The 20,409-nt window shown below is 67.3% G+C and carries 20 protein-coding genes; 14 read left to right on the forward strand and 6 right to left on the reverse strand.

The window, feature by feature from the left end; genetic code table 11:
* Positions 1-42 precede the first annotated feature (42 nt).
* From HWX07_RS17135 to HWX07_RS17150, 4 genes are all read left to right on the forward strand, one after another.
* Positions 43-633 carry a phosphatase PAP2 family protein gene (locus tag HWX07_RS17135; RefSeq protein ID WP_175877054.1) on the forward strand — a complete coding sequence of 197 codons (591 nt, stop codon included), beginning with the start codon at positions 43-45 and terminating at the stop codon, positions 631-633.
* 470 nt (positions 634-1,103) lie between these two features.
* A complete protein-coding gene (locus HWX07_RS17140) occupies positions 1,104-1,892 on the forward strand; it encodes an SDR family oxidoreductase (RefSeq protein WP_175877055.1) in 789 nt (262 codons plus the stop codon).
* A gap of 37 nt (positions 1,893-1,929) precedes the next feature.
* Positions 1,930-2,946 carry an NADP-dependent oxidoreductase gene (locus HWX07_RS17145; protein ID WP_175877056.1) on the forward strand — a complete coding sequence of 339 codons (1,017 nt, stop codon included), beginning with the start codon at positions 1,930-1,932 and terminating at the stop codon, positions 2,944-2,946.
* A 195-nt stretch (positions 2,947-3,141) separates the two neighbouring features.
* Positions 3,142-3,654: a thioesterase gene (locus HWX07_RS17150; RefSeq protein WP_175877057.1), complete on the forward strand. Its 513-nt coding sequence runs from the start codon at positions 3,142-3,144 to the stop codon at positions 3,652-3,654.
* Between the two features lie 46 nt (positions 3,655-3,700).
* On the opposite strand, the gene HWX07_RS17155 is transcribed toward HWX07_RS17150, so the two are convergent.
* From HWX07_RS17155 to HWX07_RS17170, 4 genes are all read right to left on the reverse strand, one after another.
* Positions 3,701-4,753: an AI-2E family transporter gene (locus tag HWX07_RS17155; protein ID WP_012338503.1), complete on the reverse strand. Its 1,053-nt coding sequence runs from the start codon at positions 4,751-4,753 to the stop codon at positions 3,701-3,703.
* Between the two features lie 237 nt (positions 4,754-4,990).
* Positions 4,991-5,575 carry a YSC84-related protein gene (locus HWX07_RS17160; RefSeq protein ID WP_175877058.1) on the reverse strand — a complete coding sequence of 195 codons (585 nt, stop codon included), beginning with the start codon at positions 5,573-5,575 and terminating at the stop codon, positions 4,991-4,993.
* Positions 5,576-5,634: 59 nt separating this feature from the next.
* The gene (locus HWX07_RS17165) at positions 5,635-6,021 is read right to left on the reverse strand and encodes a DUF883 family protein (RefSeq protein ID WP_011548207.1); all 387 of its coding nucleotides are present in this window, start codon (positions 6,019-6,021) and stop codon (positions 5,635-5,637) included.
* Between the two features lie 297 nt (positions 6,022-6,318).
* The gene (locus tag HWX07_RS17170) at positions 6,319-8,157 is read right to left on the reverse strand and encodes an ExeM/NucH family extracellular endonuclease (RefSeq protein WP_175877059.1); all 1,839 of its coding nucleotides are present in this window, start codon (positions 8,155-8,157) and stop codon (positions 6,319-6,321) included.
* A gap of 206 nt (positions 8,158-8,363) precedes the next feature.
* On the opposite strand from HWX07_RS17170, the gene HWX07_RS17175 reads away from it, so the two are divergent.
* The 8 genes from HWX07_RS17175 to HWX07_RS17210 all read left to right on the forward strand — a co-directional run bounded on the left by HWX07_RS17175 (position 8,364) and on the right by HWX07_RS17210 (position 15,450).
* Entirely contained in the window at positions 8,364-8,717 is a 354-nt protein-coding gene (locus HWX07_RS17175) for a YciI family protein (protein WP_175877060.1), read from the forward strand.
* A gap of 125 nt (positions 8,718-8,842) precedes the next feature.
* Positions 8,843-9,262: a YciI family protein gene (locus HWX07_RS17180; protein ID WP_175877061.1), complete on the forward strand. Its 420-nt coding sequence runs from the start codon at positions 8,843-8,845 to the stop codon at positions 9,260-9,262.
* A gap of 26 nt (positions 9,263-9,288) precedes the next feature.
* Entirely contained in the window at positions 9,289-9,705 is a 417-nt protein-coding gene (locus tag HWX07_RS17185; protein WP_175877062.1) for a VOC family protein, read from the forward strand.
* Entirely contained in the window at positions 9,702-10,970 is a 1,269-nt protein-coding gene (locus tag HWX07_RS17190) for an RNA polymerase sigma factor (RefSeq protein WP_175877063.1), read from the forward strand. The genes HWX07_RS17185 and HWX07_RS17190 overlap by 4 nt, the downstream gene beginning before the upstream one ends.
* Positions 10,971-11,281: 311 nt before the next feature.
* Entirely contained in the window at positions 11,282-11,704 is a 423-nt protein-coding gene (locus tag HWX07_RS17195; RefSeq protein ID WP_006497294.1) for a rubrerythrin family protein, read from the forward strand.
* Positions 11,705-11,828: 124 nt separating this feature from the next.
* Complete coding sequence (locus HWX07_RS17200) at positions 11,829-13,166, forward strand: heterodisulfide reductase-related iron-sulfur binding cluster (RefSeq protein ID WP_175877064.1); 1,338 nt, start codon at positions 11,829-11,831, stop codon at positions 13,164-13,166.
* Positions 13,167-13,195: 29 nt separating this feature from the next.
* Complete coding sequence (locus HWX07_RS17205) at positions 13,196-13,777, forward strand: DUF3501 family protein (protein WP_124698263.1); 582 nt, start codon at positions 13,196-13,198, stop codon at positions 13,775-13,777.
* Positions 13,778-14,508: 731 nt separating this feature from the next.
* Positions 14,509-15,450: a transposase gene (locus tag HWX07_RS17210; RefSeq protein ID WP_175877120.1), complete on the forward strand. Its 942-nt coding sequence runs from the start codon at positions 14,509-14,511 to the stop codon at positions 15,448-15,450.
* Between the two features lie 123 nt (positions 15,451-15,573).
* Here HWX07_RS17210 and HWX07_RS17215 read toward each other — a convergent pair whose 3' ends face one another.
* Both HWX07_RS17215 and HWX07_RS17220 read right to left on the reverse strand, forming a co-directional pair.
* Positions 15,574-17,112, reverse strand: a complete 1,539-nt coding sequence (locus tag HWX07_RS17215) for a mannose-1-phosphate guanylyltransferase/mannose-6-phosphate isomerase (protein WP_175877065.1) — start codon at positions 17,110-17,112, stop codon at positions 15,574-15,576.
* A 96-nt stretch (positions 17,113-17,208) separates the two neighbouring features.
* Positions 17,209-17,466, reverse strand: a complete 258-nt coding sequence (locus HWX07_RS17220; protein ID WP_175877066.1) for a hypothetical protein — start codon at positions 17,464-17,466, stop codon at positions 17,209-17,211.
* A 77-nt stretch (positions 17,467-17,543) separates the two neighbouring features.
* Here HWX07_RS17220 and HWX07_RS17225 point away from each other — a divergent pair, with 77 nt between their 5' ends.
* Both HWX07_RS17225 and HWX07_RS17230 read left to right on the forward strand, forming a co-directional pair.
* Entirely contained in the window at positions 17,544-18,917 is a 1,374-nt protein-coding gene (locus HWX07_RS17225; RefSeq protein ID WP_175877067.1) for an undecaprenyl-phosphate glucose phosphotransferase, read from the forward strand.
* A 74-nt stretch (positions 18,918-18,991) separates the two neighbouring features.
* Positions 18,992-20,404 carry a UDP-glucose/GDP-mannose dehydrogenase family protein gene (locus HWX07_RS17230; protein ID WP_175877068.1) on the forward strand — a complete coding sequence of 471 codons (1,413 nt, stop codon included), beginning with the start codon at positions 18,992-18,994 and terminating at the stop codon, positions 20,402-20,404.
* Positions 20,405-20,409 lie beyond the last annotated feature (5 nt).

Raw genomic sequence — 20,409 nt, forward strand, 5'->3', positions numbered from 1 at the left:
GTGCGGTAAACTGCGGTCTTTCGATCGTCTCCGAAGTCCATTATGTGGAGTGAAATCAGCAACATCGGCGATGCCGCGCTGACCCTGCCGATCGCGTTGACCTGCGCGGCGTGGCTCGCGCTGACCGACTGGCGCGTCGCCGCCCGCTGGGGCGTGCTGCTGGCCGCCGGCATGGGCGTCGTCGGTGCCACGAAGATCCTGTATGCCGGCTGCGGCATCGAGCTTGCGCAGTTCGATTTCCGTGTGATCAGCGGCCATACGATGCTGTCGACGTCCGTATGGACGGTCGCGCTGTCGATGCTGTGGCAGGCGTTCCGGCCCGGCAAGGCGCCCGGCATCGCGGCCGGGCTGGCCATCGGCGCGATCACGGCCGTTGCCCGCGTATTCGATCACTCGCACACCGTGCCGGAAGTCGTCGTCGGCTGGCTGCTCGGCGCGCTGGTCGCGCTGGTGTTCCTGCGCGGCTACGACGGCGTGCGGCAGCGCGCGTTCTCGCCGCGCGTCGCCGCGGTCTGCCTGCTGCTCGTGTCGGGCATCGCGTACGGGCACCGCGCGCCGTTCCAGCAGATGATCGACACGCATTCGCCGCAGCTCTGCGCGTTCGTGCGGGCGCCGTCGGGCGAAGGCTTCTGACGGTTGCCGGGGGCGGGCGCTGCGGCGCTCCCTTCTGGCCGCCGGCATTCGGTCCGTTGTTTTCCGGCCGACGCACGATGCCACGCCGGTTCATCTTCCCCAGGGCGTTCTCTTCCGTGCGGGACGCCACGCTTCCGTTATCCCGATAATCGATTCGTCTGCCCGTCCATCCGGCTGGTCGCGCCGGCCTCTTTGCGTACCGTCGCCGGTACGCGCAAGTCATGAATGAGGTCTATGACCGGGCATAACGAATATTCATTTCATCGATTGGCGGCATTCGCGTACGCTGGCTGTCGTTCAACTGCGGGCAGGCCGTCCAGCCGGTTCCGCGTGCGTCGCATTCATCTCGATATACTCGCGGAAAACCCGTGCGATGCGTCGCCATGCCGGCGCACGTCGGCTGGAAGATGCACGGAAAACCCCGTCGCGGCAGCGTTCCGCGACGACGATTCACGACAGGAGCAGGTCACATGACAATCCTTTCTCCGCGCCTCGCTGGCAAGTGCGCATACATCACGGGCGCCGCGGGCGGCCTCGGCCGCGCGATCGCGCGCCGCATGGTCGAGCAGGGCGCGCGCGTGTTCGTGACCGACATCGCGGAAGCGGCGGTGCTCGACGCGTTCGCGCAGGAACTCAACGTGGGTCACGCGACGCCGGTCGCGTTCGCCGCGACCCAGGACGTGCGTGACGAAGCGCGCTGGCAGGCGCTGCTCGCGCAGGCGACCGATGCGATGGGCGGCCTGTCGGTGCTCGTCAACAACGCGGGCGTCGGCTCGATCGGTTCGCCCGCGCAAATCGAGCTGGACGAATGGCGGCGCGTGATGGCGATCAACGTCGAAAGCATCGTGCTCGGCTGCAAGCATGCGCTGTCGTATCTGGCCGAGAGCCATCCCGCGTCGATCATCAACATCTCGTCGGTCGCCGCGTTCAAGGTCGAGCCGGATTTCACCGCATACAACGCATCGAAGGCGGCGGTCGCGTCGCTGACGAAGTCGGTCGCGATCGACTGCGCGCGCCGCGAGATCGACGTGCGCTGCAATTCGATTCACCCGGCGTTCATTCGCACGGGGATCGTCGAGCCGCTGTTCCAGTCGCTCGGCGAACGCGACGCGACCCGCAAGCTCGCGCGCGGCATTCCGCTGCGCCGGCTCGGCGAGCCGGACGACGTCGCGCATGCGGCCGTGTATCTCGCGTCCGACGAGAGCCGCTTCGTGACGGCCGCCGAACTCGTGATCGACGGCGGCATGTGCGCGGTCTGACGCGTATCCCGAACCACAACGATTGGAGGAGAACATCATGTCGACACCCGTGAACCGCCAGCTGCTGCTGAAGACGCGCCCGGAAGGGCGGGTCGGCCGCGAACATTTTTCGCTCGTCGAGACGCCGGTGCCGGCGCTCGCCGACGGCGAGGTGCTCGTGCGCGTGCTGTATCTGTCGATGGACCCGACCAACCGCGTATGGATGAGCGACGTGCCGCAGTACCTGCCGCCCGTCGCGATCGGCGAGGTGATGCGCGCGCTCGGGATCGGCCGCGTGGTCGCGTCGCGCCATGCGGGTTTCGCGGAAGGCGATCTCGTGCAGGGGCTGGTCGGCTGGCAGGACTACGCGGTGGTGCCGGCCGAACAGGCCGCGCAGCTCGTGAAGCTGCCCGCGCAGTCGGGCCTGCCGCTGCCCACGCTGCTCGGCGCATGCGGGATGAGCGGGCTGACCGCGTACTACGGGCTGACCGACATCGCACCGGTGCAGCCGGGCGAAACGCTCGTCGTGTCGGCGGCGGCCGGCTCGGTCGGCTCGATCGCCGGGCAGATCGGCAAGATCCACGGCGCGCGGGTGGTCGGCATCGCGGGCGGCGCGGACAAGTGCCGCTACCTGACCGAGACGCTCGGCTTCGACGCGGCCGTCGACTACAAGGCCGACGATTTCCGCCAGCAACTGAAGGCGGCGACGCCGGACGGCGTGCACGTGAACTTCGAGAACGTCGGCGGCGAGGTGATGCGCGCGGTGCTGTCGCGGATGGTGATCGGCGGGCGCGTCGCGCTGTGCGGCGTGATCTCGAACTACAACAGCGGCCGCGCGGCCGACGACGTCGGCGTGCTGATCTCGAAGCGGCTGACGATGCGCGGCTTCCTGATCCTCGACTACCGCAAGAGCCGCGAAGCCGTGCAGACGCTTTCCGGCTGGCTGCGCGACGGCCGGCTCAAGGCCGAGGAAACCGTGGCCGACGGTCTCGAAAACGCGCCGGACGTGCTCAATCGCCTGTTCGACGGCGACCATCGCGGCAAGCTCGTGCTGCGTGTCGATCCGGATGCGTGACGGGCGTGTCTCGCCTGTCGGATCGGGCCGCGGGCGCGTATCGACCGCGCTGAGTTCGATCAACTCGGCTGCAGTTTAGGACTTGTCCCGTATATTGTCCGAGCCGCTCTCCCTACAGTGATTGCCAGCACACAGGCGGCGTGACGACGCGTCACGCCGCCTGTTTTTCTGGTGACGCGGCAGAGGAGAGGGAGCATGCGGAACAACGCGAAGCGATTGGTATCGGTAACGGCAATGAACGCCGGGGCCGTGCGGAAGAGGGTATTCGGGCTCGGTATCGTGCTCGCGATGTCGACTGCCATGTCGAGCGCGATGGCGGCCGGACAGCCCACATCGGATGGCGTCGTGCGGTTCACCGGCTCGCTCGTCGATCTGTACGACGTGACGCTCGATGCCCCGGTGGGTGCGCTCGTCGACGCGGGGCAGGCGGCCGATGGCGGGGCAACGGCCACGGTCCGGTTCGATGCGCATGGCCGGCGTTTGCCGGGTGCGCAGGTCGCGCTGGTGAAGCCCGACGGCGCGGCGTTCGCGCCGGATGACGGCACGGCGGTTCGTGCCACGTGGCGCGATGCGCACGCCGAGCGAAGCATGCCGCTGGCGCCGGGCCGTGTTCATCGCGTCGGCCCGTATGGCGGCGTGATGACGGTCGCGGCGGATGAAGCAACGGGCGCCGTGGCGCCCGTCGTGATCCATATCCGTCATCCTTGACCGCCGCTCTCCGCACGCGTGCGGATCGCCGGCGGCCGGACAGGCGTCATTCGCCCTGTTCGGAGCGTGCGTAGATGTCCCAACTGGCCATGAACAGCGCGGCGACGAGCGGCCCGATCACGAAGCCGTTGATGCCGAACAGCGCCATCCCGCCGAGCGTCGAGATCAGCACGACCCAGTCGGGCATCTTCGTGTCCTTGCCGACGAGGATCGGGCGCAGCAGGTTGTCGACGAGGCCGATCACGCCGACGCAGAACGCGACGAGGATCACGCACTTCCAGACCGCGCCGATCATCAGGAAGTAGAGCGCGGCCGGCACCCAGACGAGGCTCGCGCCGATCGCGGGCAGCAGCGACAGGAACGCCATCAGCGCGCCCCACAGCACCACGCCCTCGATCCCGAGGATCCAGAAGATCAGCCCCCCGAGCGCGCCTTGCACGAGCGCGACCGCGATGTTGCCCTTCACGGTTGCGCGCACGACCGTCGTGAATTTCGCGAGCAGCAGGTTCTTGTGCTCTTCGTCGAGCGGCAGCGCACGGCGCACGCGGCGGCCGATCTCGCCGCCGTCGCGCAGCAGGAAGAACACCATGTACAGCATCACGCCGAAGCTCACGACGAACTGGAACGTGTTCTGGCCGATGCTGAGCGCCTGAGTGGCCGCGAACTGGCTGATCTGCGCGGCGCCGTCGGTCAGCTTTTTCTGGATGCCCGGGATGTTGGTCAGCCCGTATTTCTGCAGCAGGTTCTGGATCGACGTCGGCAGCGCGTGAATGATGTCGTGGAAGTACTGCGAATAATTCGGTTGCGCGTCCTTGAGCTCCTGGTACACGTAGGCGATTTCCTGCACGAGCGTGGCCGTGACGAACACGAGCGGCAGGATCACGATCAGGATGATGAGCGACATCGTGACGAGCGCGGCCAGGTTGCGCCGCTTGCCGAAGCGCGCGGCGAGCCAGCGTTGCACGGGCTGGAACAGGATCGCGAGAATGGTGCCCCAGAAGACGGCGCCGGAGAACGGCGCGAGGATCCAGCACAGTCCGACGGTGACCGCGAACAGCAGGAAGTAGAAGAATTTTTGGTGGTCTTGTCCGCTATCCATGAGTGGCATTCGCGCAGATTGATGCGTGGTTGGATTGAATCTCGTTGTCCCGCGCGCGATAGGTTCGCGAACGTCACGGGTTCGCGGCGAAACGCGCCGCCGGGCGGCCCCTGCGGAGTATGCCCGCAAAGGTGCCGCCATCATAGCCGCTGCGAGAGACGCATGCGAAAACGCCGCGGCCGGGGCCGCGGCGCTGTGCCGGGAAGCGAACGCGGCGCGAGGCCGCGTGCCGCATCGTCAGATGTTGAGCTTGGTGACCTTCGTGCCGTTCACCGACAGGTCGCCCATCAGGCCCGCGTTGGTCAGGACCAGCACTTCCACCGGTGCGGTAGCCGTGTTGGAGTCCACCGCGCCGTTCGCGCCGACCTTCACGACCGCGACCGACGCGTCGGCGCCGGCCGACCAGCCGTCCGACTTGCGGAACGAGTCGAGCGCATCCTGCGTCATGAACAGGAACACGACCGCCTTCGACTGCGCGCCGGCCTGCAGGCCGACCGACAGCGACGACGTGTTGTAGTAGCCGACGGTGCTGCCGCCGACGCGCAGCGCGCCGTTGCCGGACTGGGCGCCGACGATGAAGCCGGCCTGCAGCACGTTCGGGAACACGAGGACGCCGCGTGCTTTCGAGACGAGCTCGCGCGAACCCGGCACCGTCGAATACAGGCGCGACAGCGTTGCGTTCACGCTGGCGTCGATCGACTGGCGCTTCGACGCGCTGGCCGCGGCGCTATCGGGTTTGCCTGGCGTGGTCGTGCAACCGGCAAGGGCGAGGCTGCCGAGCATCACGGCGGCGGCGGCTTTCATGGCGAGGGACTTCTGCATGGCGGTTCTCCTTCGTTGTCTGATGGATGACGGGCGGGCGGCGGTGCACGCCGCCCCGTTCAACGGCGGGAAAGGAGCAGGCCCGCAACGAACGCAAGGCCCGCGACGACGCCGGCGGTTTGCCACGGGTTCTCGTGCACGACCTGCGATACGCGCTCGGCCGAATCGCGCAGCCGGGCGGCCGCGCTGCCCGACGCGTAGTCGAGTGCGCCGCGCGCTTCATCGAGCCGGGATTGCACGCGCTTGCGCAGCGCGGCGATATCGCCGTCGCCATCGTTTTTCAGCAGATCTTCCAGTTCGTCGACCAGCCCGCGCAGATCGTCGGTCACGTCGGCATGCAGGTCGCGGGCCGCCGCGCGCGTCGTGCGGCCCACGCGCCGGCCGGTGCGACGGATGTCGGACAGGCCGCGGTCCAGCTTGTGTTCGATCGAGTCGGTAAGCGCCATGGTGTTTATCCTCCTTTGATTCCAGGCAATTTGAAGATAAGACGAATCCCAGCAACTGATGTGATTCACTTGATCCGTTTGAGTTTCGAGATAAATTTTCAATTCGTCGGCGGGATCGCCGGGAAGCCCCGCCGCACGGGGCGGCGCAGCGGTTGAAAAAATTTCGCGTCTCGGGGCGATACAGCGTGTCGAGCAGCGGGTCGCAGTGAAGGTCCGGTAAATATGGCGTCGCCAGGGGCATCAGGTAAATAGTGCCATTGCAGGTTGGAGGCTGATGCAAATGCACTACTCGACGCGTCATCGATGCGCACGATTTGTGCCCGGTGCCGGTTGCGTGGCGGCGCGGTCCAGCGCGACGTCGATGATGACGGGATCGTGGTCCGACGAGCGGTAGGCGTCGGGTGCGTAATAAGCCGACCGTTGCGCGGACGTTTTGTAATCGGGCACGGGTTGCAAGACCACCGGTTCGTCTGCGTTGATGTGCCAGAACCGCACGGCCTTCACGCGCGCGGCGAGCGCCGGCGTGGCAAGCGCATGGTCGAGATTGCCGGCTTCGCCGCGAAATACGTAGCTGTACGCAGCATCGCCGACGAAGCGCGCAACCAGGTTCGCGTAGCCGCGTGCTTCGAGCGTGCGAAGCGGGTCTTCCTTCGCATAACTGTTCAGATCGCCGATCAGCAGCACGCCGTCGGCCGCGATGCCCGTCGGCGAGGTGGCGAGCCAGTCGGCGACGCGTGCGGCCGCCCGCGTGCGCGCCGCATTCCAGCAGCCCTGGCCGTCGGACTGATCGAGATTGACACCGCTCGCATGCGGGCAGTTCTTCGACTTCAGGTGATTGACCGCGACGGTGAGCGTGCGTGCGCCGTCGATGCGCCGGAACGTCTGCGCAAGCGACGGGCGGTGGCGGCCGCCGAGTGCGACGGTGACGGCGCGCCCGACCGGCTCGACCGTGCGGCTGTCGTACAGCAGCGCGACCGCGATCGCGTCGCGGCCCAGCCGCACGGTGCCGGGATCGGCCGCGCGCCAGCCGTCGCCGAGTTGCGCGGCGAGCCGACGGATGGCGCTCGCGTCGCCGTGACCGTTGTTCGCGATTTCCATCAGCCCGATCACGTCGGCGCGCAGCGCGCGCAACGCCGCGACGATCTTCGCTTCCTGCCGCGCGAACGCGGCGGGTGTTTTTGCGCCGCGGTTGCCCGGCGCGTCGAATCCGCCGCCATGGCCGTCGCCGTTGAAATAATTGAAGACATTGAACGACACGATGCGCACGTCGGCATCGGGACGCCGGGCCGGTGCCGCGGGACGCGGGTTCGCCGCGGCATCGAACACGGGCGCCGCGCCGGCCACCGGTTGCAGCCGCCACGCGCCGTAGCGCCATTCGAGCACGCCTTCGACGCCGCGTACGGTGTAGCCCGCGCGAAGCGTGTTGGCGGCGCTCAGCGCGGGCGACGGATAGCGGACGGTCGCCGGGTCGCGGCGGCTCGAACCGTCGTCGAGCACGATGCGGTTCAGTGCGTTGGCCGCGGCGTGCGCGGCAGCGTCGGCCGGCGGCGCGACCTGGGTCGGCACGCGCAACCGGCCATTGCTCAGCACGATGCTGCCGTAGCGACCGAGTGCGTAGGTATCGCTGACCGTCAGCGTTTGCGGCAGGCGTACGCGCATGGCTTCGTGCGCGGCCAGGGTGGCGGGCGACGCGACGGGCAGCGTGAGCGTCGCCGGCGTGACCGTCTGCCCGCGCGCGCAAACGGCCATGCGGCCCGTCAGCGTGAATTGCGTCCGGCCGTATTTCTCGTCGACCTTGCCGGTCAGATGCACGAGATCGCCCGGCGCCGCGTGCGCGTTCGGTGCGTAGACGAACACGCCTTCGGAGACGCCGGGCCGGTGCTGCCGCTGCGCGTCGGCCTGCTGGACGAAGAAACCGCCCAGGCCGCCGGCGCCTCCGAACACCGCGGTGACGACCGCTTCGATCGACGTCGTTTGCCCGGCGAGCCGCGACGGCCCGCCGCCGCGCCGGATCTCGGCAATCGCCGTGGCTGCACCGCCGCAACCGCTGCTGACCGGCAGCGCGGCGGCGGCGGTCGGCGGAGCGAGGAGCGCCACGAACAGCGCAACGGCAAAGAGGGGAAGCGGGCGTGACATGAGACGGTCCACAGGATGAAAATCCGACAGTTCGGGACCGCATCTTGAAGGCAAAATGTCAGGCTGCGGCTGAAATGGCCGTCCGGCCAATGCCGGTTGGCCAACGATGCGGCAAGCCGCCCCGCGGCTGTTACGCTTTCGCACCGGGCGTCGTGTGCCGCTCGCCCGGCGCATGTCGCCGCGCCCCGTTCCCACAGGAGAAATCCATGTCTTACATGCTGTTGATTGTCGAACCGACCGAACAGCGCGCCGAGCGCACGCTCGACGAAGGCCAGGCGCTTTATGCGCGGATGGTCAATTTCGCCGAGTCGCTGAAGGCGCGCGGCGTGCTGCGCGGCGTCGAGTCGCTGGAGCGGTCCGAACGCGGCACGCGCGTGCAAGTGCGCGACGGCGAGACGCGGCTGCTCGACGGCCCGTTCGCCGAGGCGAAGGAGATGGTCGGCGGCTTCTTCCTCGTCGACGTCCCCACGCGCGAAGAAGCGATCGAGATCGCGCGCCAGTGCCCGGCCGCGCAATGGTGCACGGTCGAGGTGCGCGCGGTCGGCCCGTGCTTCCTGTGAACATCGCGACTCGGTATATACCCTGATTTGTCGTGGCGCGTGTCGATCCGGCCGTCTTTCGTCCGTCGTCCGGATAAGGCGCCGCGGAACGGGCGCCGCCTTCCACCGACGACAAGGAGTAAACGATGCGATTCATGATCATGATCCGGGCGAACGCCGTCAGCGAATCCGACGCGTTGCCGGACAACCGGCTGGTCGAGGCCATGACGGTCTATCACGAGGAACTGGCGAAGGCCGGCGTGCTGCTCGACGCCAACGGGCTGCGCTCGAGCGCCCACGGCTGGCGGGTGCGCTACTCCGGCGGCAAGGGCACGGTGATCGATGGCCCGTTCGCCGAAACGAAGGAGCTGATCGCCGGCTATACGCTGATCCAGGTGCGCTCGCGCGACGAGGCGCTCGCATGGACGCGCCGGTTCCCCGCGCCGTTCGGCGCCGAGCTCGATTGCGAGATCGAGGTGAGGCCGCTGTTCGAGCTCGACGACCTCACGCCGAGCGACGCGGTCGAGCGGTTCCGCGATCTCCACGTCGGCCGCGGCCACGCCTGAATCCAATCTCACCGGGAGCACCCGTCATGCACAGGATGGTTTTCATCAACCTGCCGATAGCCGACCTGCCGCGCGCGAAGACGTTCTACCAGGCGCTCGGCTTCGAGGTCGTGCCGGCCTATACCAACGAGCAGGCCGCCTGCATCCAGATCAGCGACACGATCTTCGCGATGCTGCTCGTGCGCCCGTTTTTCCAGACCTTCACCGACAAGACCATCATCGATCCGGCGACGCACATCCAGGTGTTGTCGTGCCTGTCGTGCGACAGCCGCGCCGAAGTCGACGCGCTCGTCGCGAAAGCGTTGGCGGCCGGCGGGGCCGCGCCGCAGGCGCCGCGCGAGTACCCGAACATGTACGGCCACGGGTTCACCGATCCGGACGGCCATACGTGGGAGCTGATGGCCATGCCGCTGGATGCGTCGGCCCAGGGGCAGGCGTCGTGACGCATGAGGCGACGCATCGTGCGATCGAAGCGGTCTGGCGAATCGAGGCGCCGAAGATCATCGCGCGGGCCGCGCGCGTGGTGCGCGACGTCGGCGTGGCCGAGGAGCTGGCGCAGGACACGCTCGTCGCGGCGCTCGAGCACTGGCCCGTCGACGGCGTGCCCGACAACCCGGCCGCGTGGCTGATGACGGCCGTGAAGCGGCGCGCGCTCGACCGGGTCCGGCAGGAGTCGCTTCATGCGGCGAAGCGCGACCAGCTCGGCCACGAGATGGACGCGCTCGAGGCGCACGTCGTTCCCGACATCGCGGACGCGCTCGCCGATGCGGGCGACGACGACATCGGCGACGATCTGCTGCGGCTGATCTTCACGTCGTGCCACCCGGTGCTCTCGACCGACGCGCGCGTCGCGCTGACGCTGCGGCTGCTCGGCGGACTGACGACGGGCGAGATCGCGCGCGCGTTCCTGACGCCGGAGCCGACGATCGCGCAGCGGATCGTGCGCGCGAAGCGCACGCTCGCGGCGGCCCACGTGCCGTTCGAGGTGCCGGCCGCCGACGCGCGGCCCGCGCGGCTTGCGTCGGTGCTCGAAGTGATCTACCTCGTGTTCAACGAAGGCCATGCGGCGACGGCGGGCGACGACTGGATGCGTCCGGCGCTGTGCGACGAGGCGCTGCGGCTCGGCCGCGTGCTGGCCGGGCTCGCGCCGGACGAAAGCGAAGTGCTCGGGCTCGTCGCGCTGATGGAACTGCAAGCGTCGCGCATGCATGCCCGCGTCGACGCGCAGGGCCGGCCCGTGCTGCTGCTCGACCAGGACCGCAGCCGCTGGGATACGTTGCTGATCCGGCGAGGCCTCGCGGCGCTGGAGCGCGCGACGAAGCTCGGCGGCGTGCGCGGGCCGTATGCGCTGCAGGCCGCGCTCGCCGCGTGCCACGCGCGTGCACGGCAGGCGGCGGACACGGACTGGGCACAGATCGTCGCACTGTATGACGCGCTCGCCGAAGTCGCGCCGTCGCCGGTCGTCGAGCTGAATCGCGCGGTGGCGGTGGGGATGGCGTTCGGGCCGGCCGCGGCGCTCGAACTCGTCGACGTGTTGCGCGACGATCCGGCGCTCGCGCGCTATCACTGGCTGCCGAGCGTGCGTGGCGATCTGCTCGCGAAGCTCGGCCGCGCCGACGAGGCGAAGCGGGAGTTTCGCCGTGCGGCGGAACTGACGCGCAACGAACGTGAGCGCGAATTGCTGCTCAAGCGCGCGATGGACGCGTGACGCGGCGCCGTATGCCGTATCCCCTATGCCGCACCGCGCACCGCGCACCGCGCACCGCGCACCGCGCACCGCGCACCGCGCACCACGCACCACGCACCGCGCATGACGACCGCGCCCAGTCCATCTTCCCGACTGTCCGCCCCACGCCCCGCGCAGCACACTATCGCCCGCATTGAAAAAGCCTATTGGGGGATGCGAACTTGAGCGCCTAGATTGAAGAGCACGATGCGCGCCCGGCGCAAGCATCGTTCCCCACATATCTGATCGGCCCGGCGTCGCACGCGGCCGCGCCGACTCGAACGGAGGCGCAAATGGCTCAGCTCAAGGGCAGCAAAACCGAAGAGAACCTGAAGGCCGCATTCGCGGGCGAATCGCAGGCGAATCGGCGCTATCTGTATTTCGCTTCGAAGGCCGACGTCGAGGGGCAGAACGACGTCGCCGCGCTGTTCCGCTCGACCGCCGAAGGCGAAACCGGCCATGCGCACGGCCATCTCGAATACCTGGAAGCCGTCGGCGATCCGGCCACCGGCTTGCCGTTCGGTTCGTCGCGGCTGAATCTCGAATCGGCGATCGCCGGCGAAACGCACGAATACACCGACATGTATCCGGGCATGGCGAAGACCGCGCGCGACGAAGGTTTCGACGAAATCGCGAACTGGTTCGAGACGCTCGCGAAGGCCGAACGCAGCCACGCGAACCGCTACACGAAGGCGCTGGACAGTCTCGTCGACTGACGGGCCGCCGCGCGGCCGCCCGGCAGCGCCGCGCGTCCGGCACGCGGCCGGCTGTTCGTTCCGTCGCCGCCCGCACCGTGCGGGCGGTGCGCTTGCGCACATGCGCGCCACGCGGGAGCGCCCCATGCCCCACAAGGAAGGCAGTCTCGAAGCGCCGACCCGGCATCCGCTCGACTGGCAGTCCGAAGCGTTCTACGACCAGGCGGCGATCGATGCGGAAATGACGCGCGTGTTCGACATTTGCGCCGGCTGCCGGCGCTGCGTGTCGCTGTGCGGCGCGTTCCCGGCGCTGTTCGACCTGGTCGACGACACGCCGATGGGCGACGTCGAGGAAGTGCCGAAGGCCGCGTTCGGCAAGGTCGTCGACCAGTGCTATCTGTGCGACCTCTGCTACATGACGAAATGCCCGTACGTGCCGCCGCACGCATGGAACGTCGACTTCCCGCACCTGATGCTGCGCGCCAAGGCCGCGCGCTACAAACGCGGCGAAGCGCCGCTGCGCGACAAGGTGCTGTCGAATACCGATGCGCTCGGTCATTTCGCGGGCATTCCGGTCGTCACGCAGGCGGTCAACGCGGTGAACCGCACGCCGCCCGCACGCCACGCGCTCGAAGCGGCGCTCGGCGTCGATCGCCATGCGTGGCTGCCGGAATTCGCGCCGCGGACGTTCCGGCGCGCCGCCACGCGCTCGGACGACCCGCCCGTGCGCGACGGCGAACGCACGCCCGGCAAGGTCGCGATCTATGCGACGTGCTACGTGAATTTCAACGAGCCGGGGATCGGCCACGACCTGCTCGCGATCCTCGCGCACAACGAGATCCCGTACGAACTCGTCTCGCGCGAAGCGTGCTGCGGGATGCCGCTGCTCGAGCAGGGCAATCTCGACGGCGTCGCCGCGAAGAAGGCCGTCAACATCCCGGTGCTCGAACGCTACGCGCGCGAAGGTTATGCGCTGATCGGCGCGATTCCGAGCTGCGTGCTGATGTACAAGAGCGAGCTGCCGCTGATGTTCCCTGATGACGCAGCCGTGCGCACGGTGGCCGACGCGTTCTGGGACCCGTTCGAATACGTGATCGCGCGGCATCGCGACGGGCTGCTCAAGACCGATTTCAAGACCGGCCTCGGCACCGTGTCGTATCACGTGCCATGCCATGCGCGCGTGCAGAACATCGGCCGCAAGACGGCTGATGCGCTGTCGCTCGTGCCCGATACGCGCGTGAACGTCGTCGAGCGTTGCTCCGGCCACGCGGGCACCTTCGGCGTGAAGAAGGCATTTCATGCGGACGCGATGCGGATCGGCGCGCCGGTGTTCAAGGCGATGGCCGAGCCGCGGCCGGATGTCGTGTCGTCCGACTGCGCGCTCGCCGGCCATCACATCGTGCAGGGCATCGACGAGAAGGGGTTGCCGCAAGCGCCGCTCGCGCATCCGCTGACGCTGCTGCGTCGCGCGTACGGCATCTGAGCCGCTGCCGGCCATTCACGAGGACACCCATGACGCTGACCCGCGACTCCCTGCTGACGCTCGAAGCGTACGCGAAGATCCGCAAGGCCGAACACGCGCGGCTCGTCGCGTACAAGCGCCGCCGCGCGGTGGCGCTCGGCAACCACTTGCGTTTCCTGTTCGAGGACGAAACGACGATTCGCTACCAGATCCACGAGATGCTGCACATCGAGAAGATCTTCGACGAAGCCGGCATCGAAGGGGAGCTGGAAGCGTATCTGCCGCTGGTGCCCGACGGCACCAACCTGAAGGCGACGATGCAGATCGAGTATGAGCACGAGATCGAACGGCGCGCGGCGCTCGCGCGGCTGATCGGGGTCGAGGATCGCGTGTACCTGCGGGTCGACGGATACGCGAGCGTCTACGCGATCGCCGACGAGGATCTCGAGCGCGACAACGCGGAGAAAACCTCGGCCGTGCACTTCGTCCGCTTCGAGTTCGATGCGCCGATGCGCGCGGCGCTCAAGGGCGGGGCGGCGCTGTCGATCGGCTGCGATCACCCGGCCTACACGATGCCGCCGCAGCGGGTGGACGCGGACGTGACCGCGTCGCTGGCCGGCGATCTGCGCTAGCGCCACTGCCACCCCACCGCGTGCCACGCCCGCGGGCTTGTTCTTTCCGTTCCGACCCGAAGAAACCCCCCGCCCACGCCGTGCGGCGCGGCCGCGTGGCGCTTGCCGCCAAGTTGTAACAAGCGTGACGGATTTGCATGCGGGGACACATTGGGCGCGCCGCGTCAGTGTGTTTTCATCACTCGCAGGGAAACAATAAAGAGATTGTGCATGAAGATAATTTGATACAGCTCAATTTGAATGATTTACCGATTCGTGAATATCTCGTTACGAATTTTTCCCTGATTTACCGATTTTCGGGGGCTATTCCGGGCGGTGTTGTCGGCAGGGGCCTGAGCAGCCCGAAACCGCCGTTTCAGCGCATTCTTCAGACGCTTCAGAGCCCCGCCAGACGGGCCTTTGCAGCCTTCGGCATAAAGATCTCGCAAAAAAATTCAAGCATAAATGGTTTGCCCGCCCATGGCAGGTTGTTTCAGTGCGTAACATTAAGTCATTGTCATATTGAGATAAACCCTAGGGATGGTATGCTTCGTGCACAAAAATTCCCACATTGGAGTGAGACCGCGATTTGTGCGCCATTGCCGGGAATCGCGGCACCGAGAAAGTGCGGTGTCGCCCGGTATGCACAACGCCGGATAACCATAATGTGCAACCTGGCCGCCCCGCGACGCGAAGTGTCGCGACGGCGCCGCCAATCGCAGCCCCGGCCTGGCTGCGTGGAGAGATCGACTATGTTCTTCGATGAGCTTAACGATGAAGAGTGGTTTCGCCTTTCAGCGCTGATCGCCGATGAACCCATCCGGCTGAACCGTCGCGGGCGTCCACGCGCCGAACCGCGCGTCGTCGCCAATGCGGTGCTGTGGATCCTGACGACCGGGGAAGCCTGGTCCAAGCTGCCCGGTCGCTATCCGTCCGGGCCGACGTGCCGCCGCCGCTACGAGGAATGGCTGGCGAACGGCACGCTGCTGAAGATGATCGACGTGCTGACCCAGTTCAGCGGGCGCACGTTCGCGTATATTCCGCCGCCGCCGGAGGCGGTCGCGCCGGCCCGTCGCGCGGAGCCCGTGCCCGACAACGATCGTCTGCGCGGCGTGTTCTGGCAAAACCCCGAGTCGTGGCAATTGCCGGTTGCGCAGGCAAACGTTTGGCAGGGCGAGGGTGCGTCGTTGAGTACGATGCCGGACGACCGGATGGACGGCCGCGCCGACGTGTCGTTCACGGTGCCCGGCGCGCCCGTCGCGGAGCTGCGCCATGCGCGGGCGTCGGCGGCGAGCTTCGCCGCGGCCGAGCCGCAGGTCGACGAGTATCGCGGCTATACGATCAGCGGCATCGCGCAGCCCGTGCAGAACCTGATGTATCGCGCGTGGGCCGAGATCTCGCAGGACGACCGGCGCGTCGAACGCTCGGGTCTGATCGGCCCGCGCTTCACCGACGCCGAGGCAGCCGAGCAGTACGCGCTCGAGTGGGCGCGCCAGTGGATCGATCGCCACGGTGCGAGCGACGCGCCGGCGCGCGAGCCGCAAGGTGAGGTGCTGGCCGGCTTGTCGGCGCTGGCGCGCGCGGAATCGGACATCAAGCGCTTCATCGCCGAGCGTCGCGCGGGCGTGTTGTCGGAAAGCCGCAACGATCCCGTGCAGTCGGAGCGTCGCGAATACGCGTACCGCGTAGGCTGATCGCCGCTGCCGTGCAACGCGCGGGCCGTCGTGTGCCACGACGCCCGCGCGGAAGTCCCGTGTCTCCATGTCTGCCTATCCCGGGCGCCGCTGTATAAGCGGCGCCCTTTGTTGCATGACGCGTTACTGCCGGCCGTAGGTATCGTCGAAGCGGACGATGTCGTCCTCGCCGAGATACGCGCCCGACTGCACTTCGATCAGCTCGAGCGGCATCTTGCCCGGGTTCTCCAGGCGGTGCGAGACGCCGAGCGGAATGTACGTCGATTCGTTTTCGGACAGCAGGAACGTTTCGTCACCGCGCGTGATGCGTGCCGTGCCGCGCACGACGATCCAGTGTTCGGCGCGGTGGTGGTGCATCTGCAGCGACAGTTGCGCGCCCGGCTTCACGACGATGCGTTTCACCTGGAAGCGCTCGCCGGTGTCGACCGAGTCGTAGTGGCCCCACGGACGATGCACCTTGCGGTGATCGGTCGCTTCGGTGCCCTGTCGCGCCTTGATGTGCCCGACGATCTTCTTCACGTCCTGCACGCGCGATTTATCCGCGACGAGCACGGCGTCCGGCGTTTCGACGACGACCAGATTCTGCGTGCCGACGCAGGCGACGAGCCGGCTTTCCGAATGCGCGAACGTCGAGTCGGCGCCTTCGAACAGCACGTGGCCGCGGCCGACGTTGCCGCTCTCGTCCTTCGGCGAGATCTGCCAGATCGCGTCCCATGAGCCGACGTCGGACCAGCCCGCATCGAGCGGCACGACGACGCTTTCGCACAGTTGCGGCTGGCTCGCGAGCGGCTCCATCACCGCGTAGTCGATCGAGTTCGATGGCGATGCGGCGAATGCGTCGCGATCGACGCGGAAGAAATCGCCGTCGTCCCTGCCTTGGGCGACGGCCTGTTCGCAGGCCGCATGGATGGCGGGTTCGAGCTGCCGGATCGCCTTCAGCCAGACCGACGCGCGCACGATGAAGATGCCGCTGTTCCACCAGTATTCGCCCGACGCGACGTACTGCTGCGCAAGTTCGAGGTGCGGCTTCTCGACGAAACGGTCGAGGCGGCGCACGTCGAGGGTGCCCGTTCCGGCGTCGCCGAGCGGCGCGCCGACACGGATGTAGCCGTAGCCGGTTTCCGCGTGCGTGGGCACGATGCCCATCGTCGCGATCTTGCCTTGCGCCGCGCAGTGCACGCCGGCCGCGACGGCCGCGTGAAAGCGCGGCAGGTCGGCGACCGCATGGTCGGCCGGCATCACGGTCATCACCGCGTCGTTGCCGTTCGCGACGAGCCGCAGCGCGGCGAGCGTCAGCGCCGGCGCGGTGTCGCGGCCGAGCGGCTCGAGCATGATGGTCGCGTTCCTGGCCGTCAGGCGCAGCTGTTCGGCGGTCGTGAAGCGATGATCCTCGCCGCATACGATCAGCACGTCGTCGTTCAGCGGGTAGTCGGCCGTCAGGCCGTCGAGGCGCAGCGCGGTGGACTGCAGCAGCGAATGATCGCCGAGCAGTCCGATCAGCTGTTTCGGAAAGCGCTCGCGCGACATCGGCCACAGGCGCGTGCCGGAACCGCCGGCGAGAATCACGGGCTGCACGGCAAGACGTGTGCCGGCGGCGGTACCGGCGGCGGGTGCGGCGGAAGAAGCATGGCGCGTTTCGGCGACCACTGCCGGAGCATTCATGATGACACTCTCCACGGTTGAAGTCAGTGCCTGTCGTTGTAGCATGAAGTAAATCGACAATAAAACCTGACCCAATGGCGGATATCCGCCACGCATTCATCCGGGAGAATTTTCCGCGCTAGCACCGGCCGGAAATAAAAAAATAAAAAATAATTCCGGAAACCGGCCCGGCATGCCTGCCCGCAAAGGGCGAGCGGAAATCGTAAAGATGCCGAAAAAATCCCCGTTCCCGCCCCATTCGGGAAAAGCTGCCGATTTAATTAAAAAAGATCGCGGCAAGAATTTCCGATTATTTTTCGAAATACTTGTGCGCTTGAGGATGAATTTTCTTGTCGCTTCAATAGCGTCATGCAACGTTTGAATCGAGTGTGCGGCACGGGCTGCACAAGGCGCTGTTCGGCAAACGCCTGTTCAAAGAAGAGGAAACAGACATGTTGAGCGTGCTGGCGAGAGTCATCGATATCGCGATGGTCGTGACGGGCGCGCTGATCGCGGCCGCGCTGCACGACGGCAGCATCGGGCTCAGCGACCTGCAGCGCACGACGGTGCTGTTCGACTGCCTGCTGGTCGTCGTGTTCTTTCCGGCCTTCGGCATCTACCAGTCGTGGCGCGGCAAGCGCCTCGTCGGGCTGATGGGGCGGGTCGTGTTCGCATGGCTCGCGGTCGAGCTCGCGGGCATCCTGATGAGTTTCAGTTTTCACCAGTCGGGCGACCTGTCGCGGCTGTGGCTGGGTTACTGGGCGCTCGCGACGACGGTGCTGCTCGCCGGTTCGAAGGCTTGCGTGCACGTCGTGCTGCGGCAATTGCGCCGCGGCGGCTACAACCTGAAGGCGGTGGCGATCGTCGGCGGCACGCCGGCGGCGCGGCGGCTGATCGCGCAGATGCGGGCGCGTCCGGAGGCCGGCTTCAACCCGGTGTGCGTGTACGACGAAAGCGAGGCGCCGGGCGAAGTCGCGCTCGACGACGTGCGCATCGAACGGCAGTTCGAATCGCTGGTGTGGCTGGTGCGCAGCCGCGCGATCAGCGAGCTGTGGCTCACGCTGCCGATCACGGAAGAGCGCCGGATTCACCAGATCGTGACGGTGTTTCGCCACGACTTCGTGAACATCCGCTTCATTCCGGATGTGCGCACACTGTCGTTCTTCAACCAGGAAGTGGTCGAGGTGCTCGGCGTGCCGGCGATCAACCTCGCGGCGTCGCCGATCACCGACGTGCGGATCTTGCCGAAGTTCGTGTTCGACCGGCTGTTCGCGCTGGCGGCGCTCACGGCGCTCGCGCCGGTGATGGTGCTGATCGCGGCGCTGATCAAGCTGACCTCGCGCGGGCCGGTGTTCTTTCGGCAGAAGCGCAAGGGCATCGACGGGCACGAGTTCGAGATCTACAAGTTTCGCTCGATGAAGGTGCACCAGGAAGTGGCCGGTCAGGTCACGCAGGCGACCAAGAACGACTCGCGCGTGACGCCGGTCGGCCGGTTCCTGCGCCGCACGAGCCTCGACGAGCTGCCGCAGTTCATCAACGTGCTGAAGGGCGAGATGTCGGTGGTGGGCCCACGCCCGCATGCGCTCGCGCACGACGACATCTACAAGGATCTGGTCAAGGGCTACATGTTCCGCTACCGGATCAAGCCCGGCATCACCGGATGGGCGCAGATCAACGGCTATCGCGGCGAGACCGACCAGATCGAGAAGATGATGGGCCGCGTGAAGCTCGACCTGTACTACATGCAGAACTGGTCGTTCTGGCTCGACATCAAGATCGTCGTGCTGACGCTGTGGAAAGGCTTCACCGGCAGCAACGCGTACTGACACCGACGCGCCGCGTCACGCAGGCATTCCGGTTTTCCGAATTTCGAATCATTGGTCAAGGGGTCCGACACATCATGAATCTGACTATCATCGGCAGCGGTTACGTAGGGCTCGTCACCGGCGCCTGTCTCGCCGACATCGGGCACGACGTGTTCTGTCTCGACGTCGACCAGGCAAAGATCGACATCCTGAACAACGGCGGCGTGCCGATCCACGAGCCGGGCCTGAAGGAAGTCATCGCGCGCAACCGCTCGGCCGGCCGGCTGCGCTTCTCGACCGACATCGAGGCGGCGGTCGCGCACGGCGACGTGCAGTTCATCGCGGTCGGCACGCCGCCCGACGAGGACGGCTCGGCCGACCTGCAGTACGTGCTCGCGGCGGCGCGCAACATCGGCCGCTACATGACCGGCTTCAAGGTGATCGTCGACAAGTCGACGGTGCCGGTCGGCACGGCCGAGCGCGTGCGCGCGGCGGTCGCCGAGGAGCTCGCGAAGCGCGGCGGCGACCAGATGTTCTCGGTCGTGTCGAATCCGGAATTCCTGAAGGAAGGCGCGGCCGTCGACGATTTCACGCGCCCGGACCGCATCGTGATCGGCTGCGACGACGACGTGCCGGGCGAGCGCGCCCGCGAGCTGATGAAGAAGCTCTACGCGCCGTTCAACCGCAATCACGAGCGCACGCTGTACATGGACGTGCGCTCGGCCGAGTTCACGAAATACGCGGCGAACGCGATGCTCGCGACGCGCATCTCGTTCATGAACGAGCTGGCGAACCTCGCCGACCGCTTCGGCGCGGACATCGAGGCCGTGCGCCGCGGGATCGGCTCCGATCCGCGCATCGGCTACCACTTCCTGTACGCCGGCTGCGGCTACGGCGGCTCGTGCTTCCCGAAGGACGTCGAGGCGCTGATCCGCACGGCCGACGAGCACGGCCAGTCGCTGCAGATCCTGAAGGCCGTGTCGTCGGTCAACGCGACGCAAAAGCGCGTGCTCGCCGAGAAGATCGTCGCGCGTTTCGGCGAGGACCTGACCGGCCGCACGTTCGCGCTGTGGGGTTTGGCCTTCAAGCCGAACACCGACGACATGCGCGAGGCGCCGAGCCGCGAGCTGATCGCCGAGCTGCTGTCGCGCGGCGCGCGCGTCGCCGCGTACGACCCGGTCGCGCAGCAGGAAGCGCGCCGCGTGATCGCGCTCGATCTCGCCGATCACCCGAGCTGGCTCGAACGCCTCTCCTTCGTCGACGACGAGGCGCAGGCCGCGCGCGACGCCGACGCGCTCGTGATCGTCACCGAATGGAAGGCGTTCAAGAGCCCGGACTTCGTCGCGCTCGGCCGCCTGTGGAAGACGCCCGTGATCTTCGACGGCCGCAACCTGTACGAGCCGGAGACGATGAGCGAGCAGGGCATCGAGTACCACCCGATCGGCCGGCCGGGTTCGCGCCAGGCGGTCGCCGCGCGCGTGCCGGGCGCCGCGCGCGCCAACGCGTAACCCGT

Source organism: Burkholderia sp. BCC0097 (assembly GCF_902832985.1).
In the GTDB taxonomy this organism is placed as follows: Bacteria; Pseudomonadota; Gammaproteobacteria; order Burkholderiales; family Burkholderiaceae; genus Burkholderia; species Burkholderia orbicola.

Coding starts and splice junctions, on each gene's coding strand:
- HWX07_RS17200 (WP_175877064.1), top strand. CDS start 11,829: ATGCCCCACAAGGAAGGCAGTCTCGAAGCGCCGACCCGGCATCCGCTC.
- HWX07_RS17185 (WP_175877062.1), top strand. CDS start 9,289: ATGCACAGGATGGTTTTCATCAACCTGCCGATAGCCGACCTGCCGCGC.
- HWX07_RS17230 (WP_175877068.1), top strand. CDS start 18,992: ATGAATCTGACTATCATCGGCAGCGGTTACGTAGGGCTCGTCACCGGC.
- HWX07_RS17145 (WP_175877056.1), top strand. CDS start 1,930: ATGTCGACACCCGTGAACCGCCAGCTGCTGCTGAAGACGCGCCCGGAA.
- HWX07_RS17210 (WP_175877120.1), top strand. CDS start 14,509: ATGTTCTTCGATGAGCTTAACGATGAAGAGTGGTTTCGCCTTTCAGCG.
- HWX07_RS17205 (WP_124698263.1), top strand. CDS start 13,196: ATGACGCTGACCCGCGACTCCCTGCTGACGCTCGAAGCGTACGCGAAG.
- HWX07_RS17180 (WP_175877061.1), top strand. CDS start 8,843: ATGCGATTCATGATCATGATCCGGGCGAACGCCGTCAGCGAATCCGAC.
- HWX07_RS17225 (WP_175877067.1), top strand. CDS start 17,544: ATGTTGAGCGTGCTGGCGAGAGTCATCGATATCGCGATGGTCGTGACG.
- HWX07_RS17140 (WP_175877055.1), top strand. CDS start 1,104: ATGACAATCCTTTCTCCGCGCCTCGCTGGCAAGTGCGCATACATCACG.
- HWX07_RS17135 (WP_175877054.1), top strand. CDS start 43: ATGTGGAGTGAAATCAGCAACATCGGCGATGCCGCGCTGACCCTGCCG.
- HWX07_RS17155 (WP_012338503.1), bottom strand. CDS start 4,753: ATGGATAGCGGACAAGACCACCAAAAATTCTTCTACTTCCTGCTGTTC.
- HWX07_RS17175 (WP_175877060.1), top strand. CDS start 8,364: ATGTCTTACATGCTGTTGATTGTCGAACCGACCGAACAGCGCGCCGAG.
- HWX07_RS17150 (WP_175877057.1), top strand. CDS start 3,142: ATGCGGAACAACGCGAAGCGATTGGTATCGGTAACGGCAATGAACGCC.
- HWX07_RS17170 (WP_175877059.1), bottom strand. CDS start 8,157: ATGTCACGCCCGCTTCCCCTCTTTGCCGTTGCGCTGTTCGTGGCGCTC.
- HWX07_RS17215 (WP_175877065.1), bottom strand. CDS start 17,112: ATGAATGCTCCGGCAGTGGTCGCCGAAACGCGCCATGCTTCTTCCGCC.
- HWX07_RS17165 (WP_011548207.1), bottom strand. CDS start 6,021: ATGGCGCTTACCGACTCGATCGAACACAAGCTGGACCGCGGCCTGTCC.
- HWX07_RS17160 (WP_175877058.1), bottom strand. CDS start 5,575: ATGCAGAAGTCCCTCGCCATGAAAGCCGCCGCCGCCGTGATGCTCGGC.
- HWX07_RS17195 (WP_006497294.1), top strand. CDS start 11,282: ATGGCTCAGCTCAAGGGCAGCAAAACCGAAGAGAACCTGAAGGCCGCA.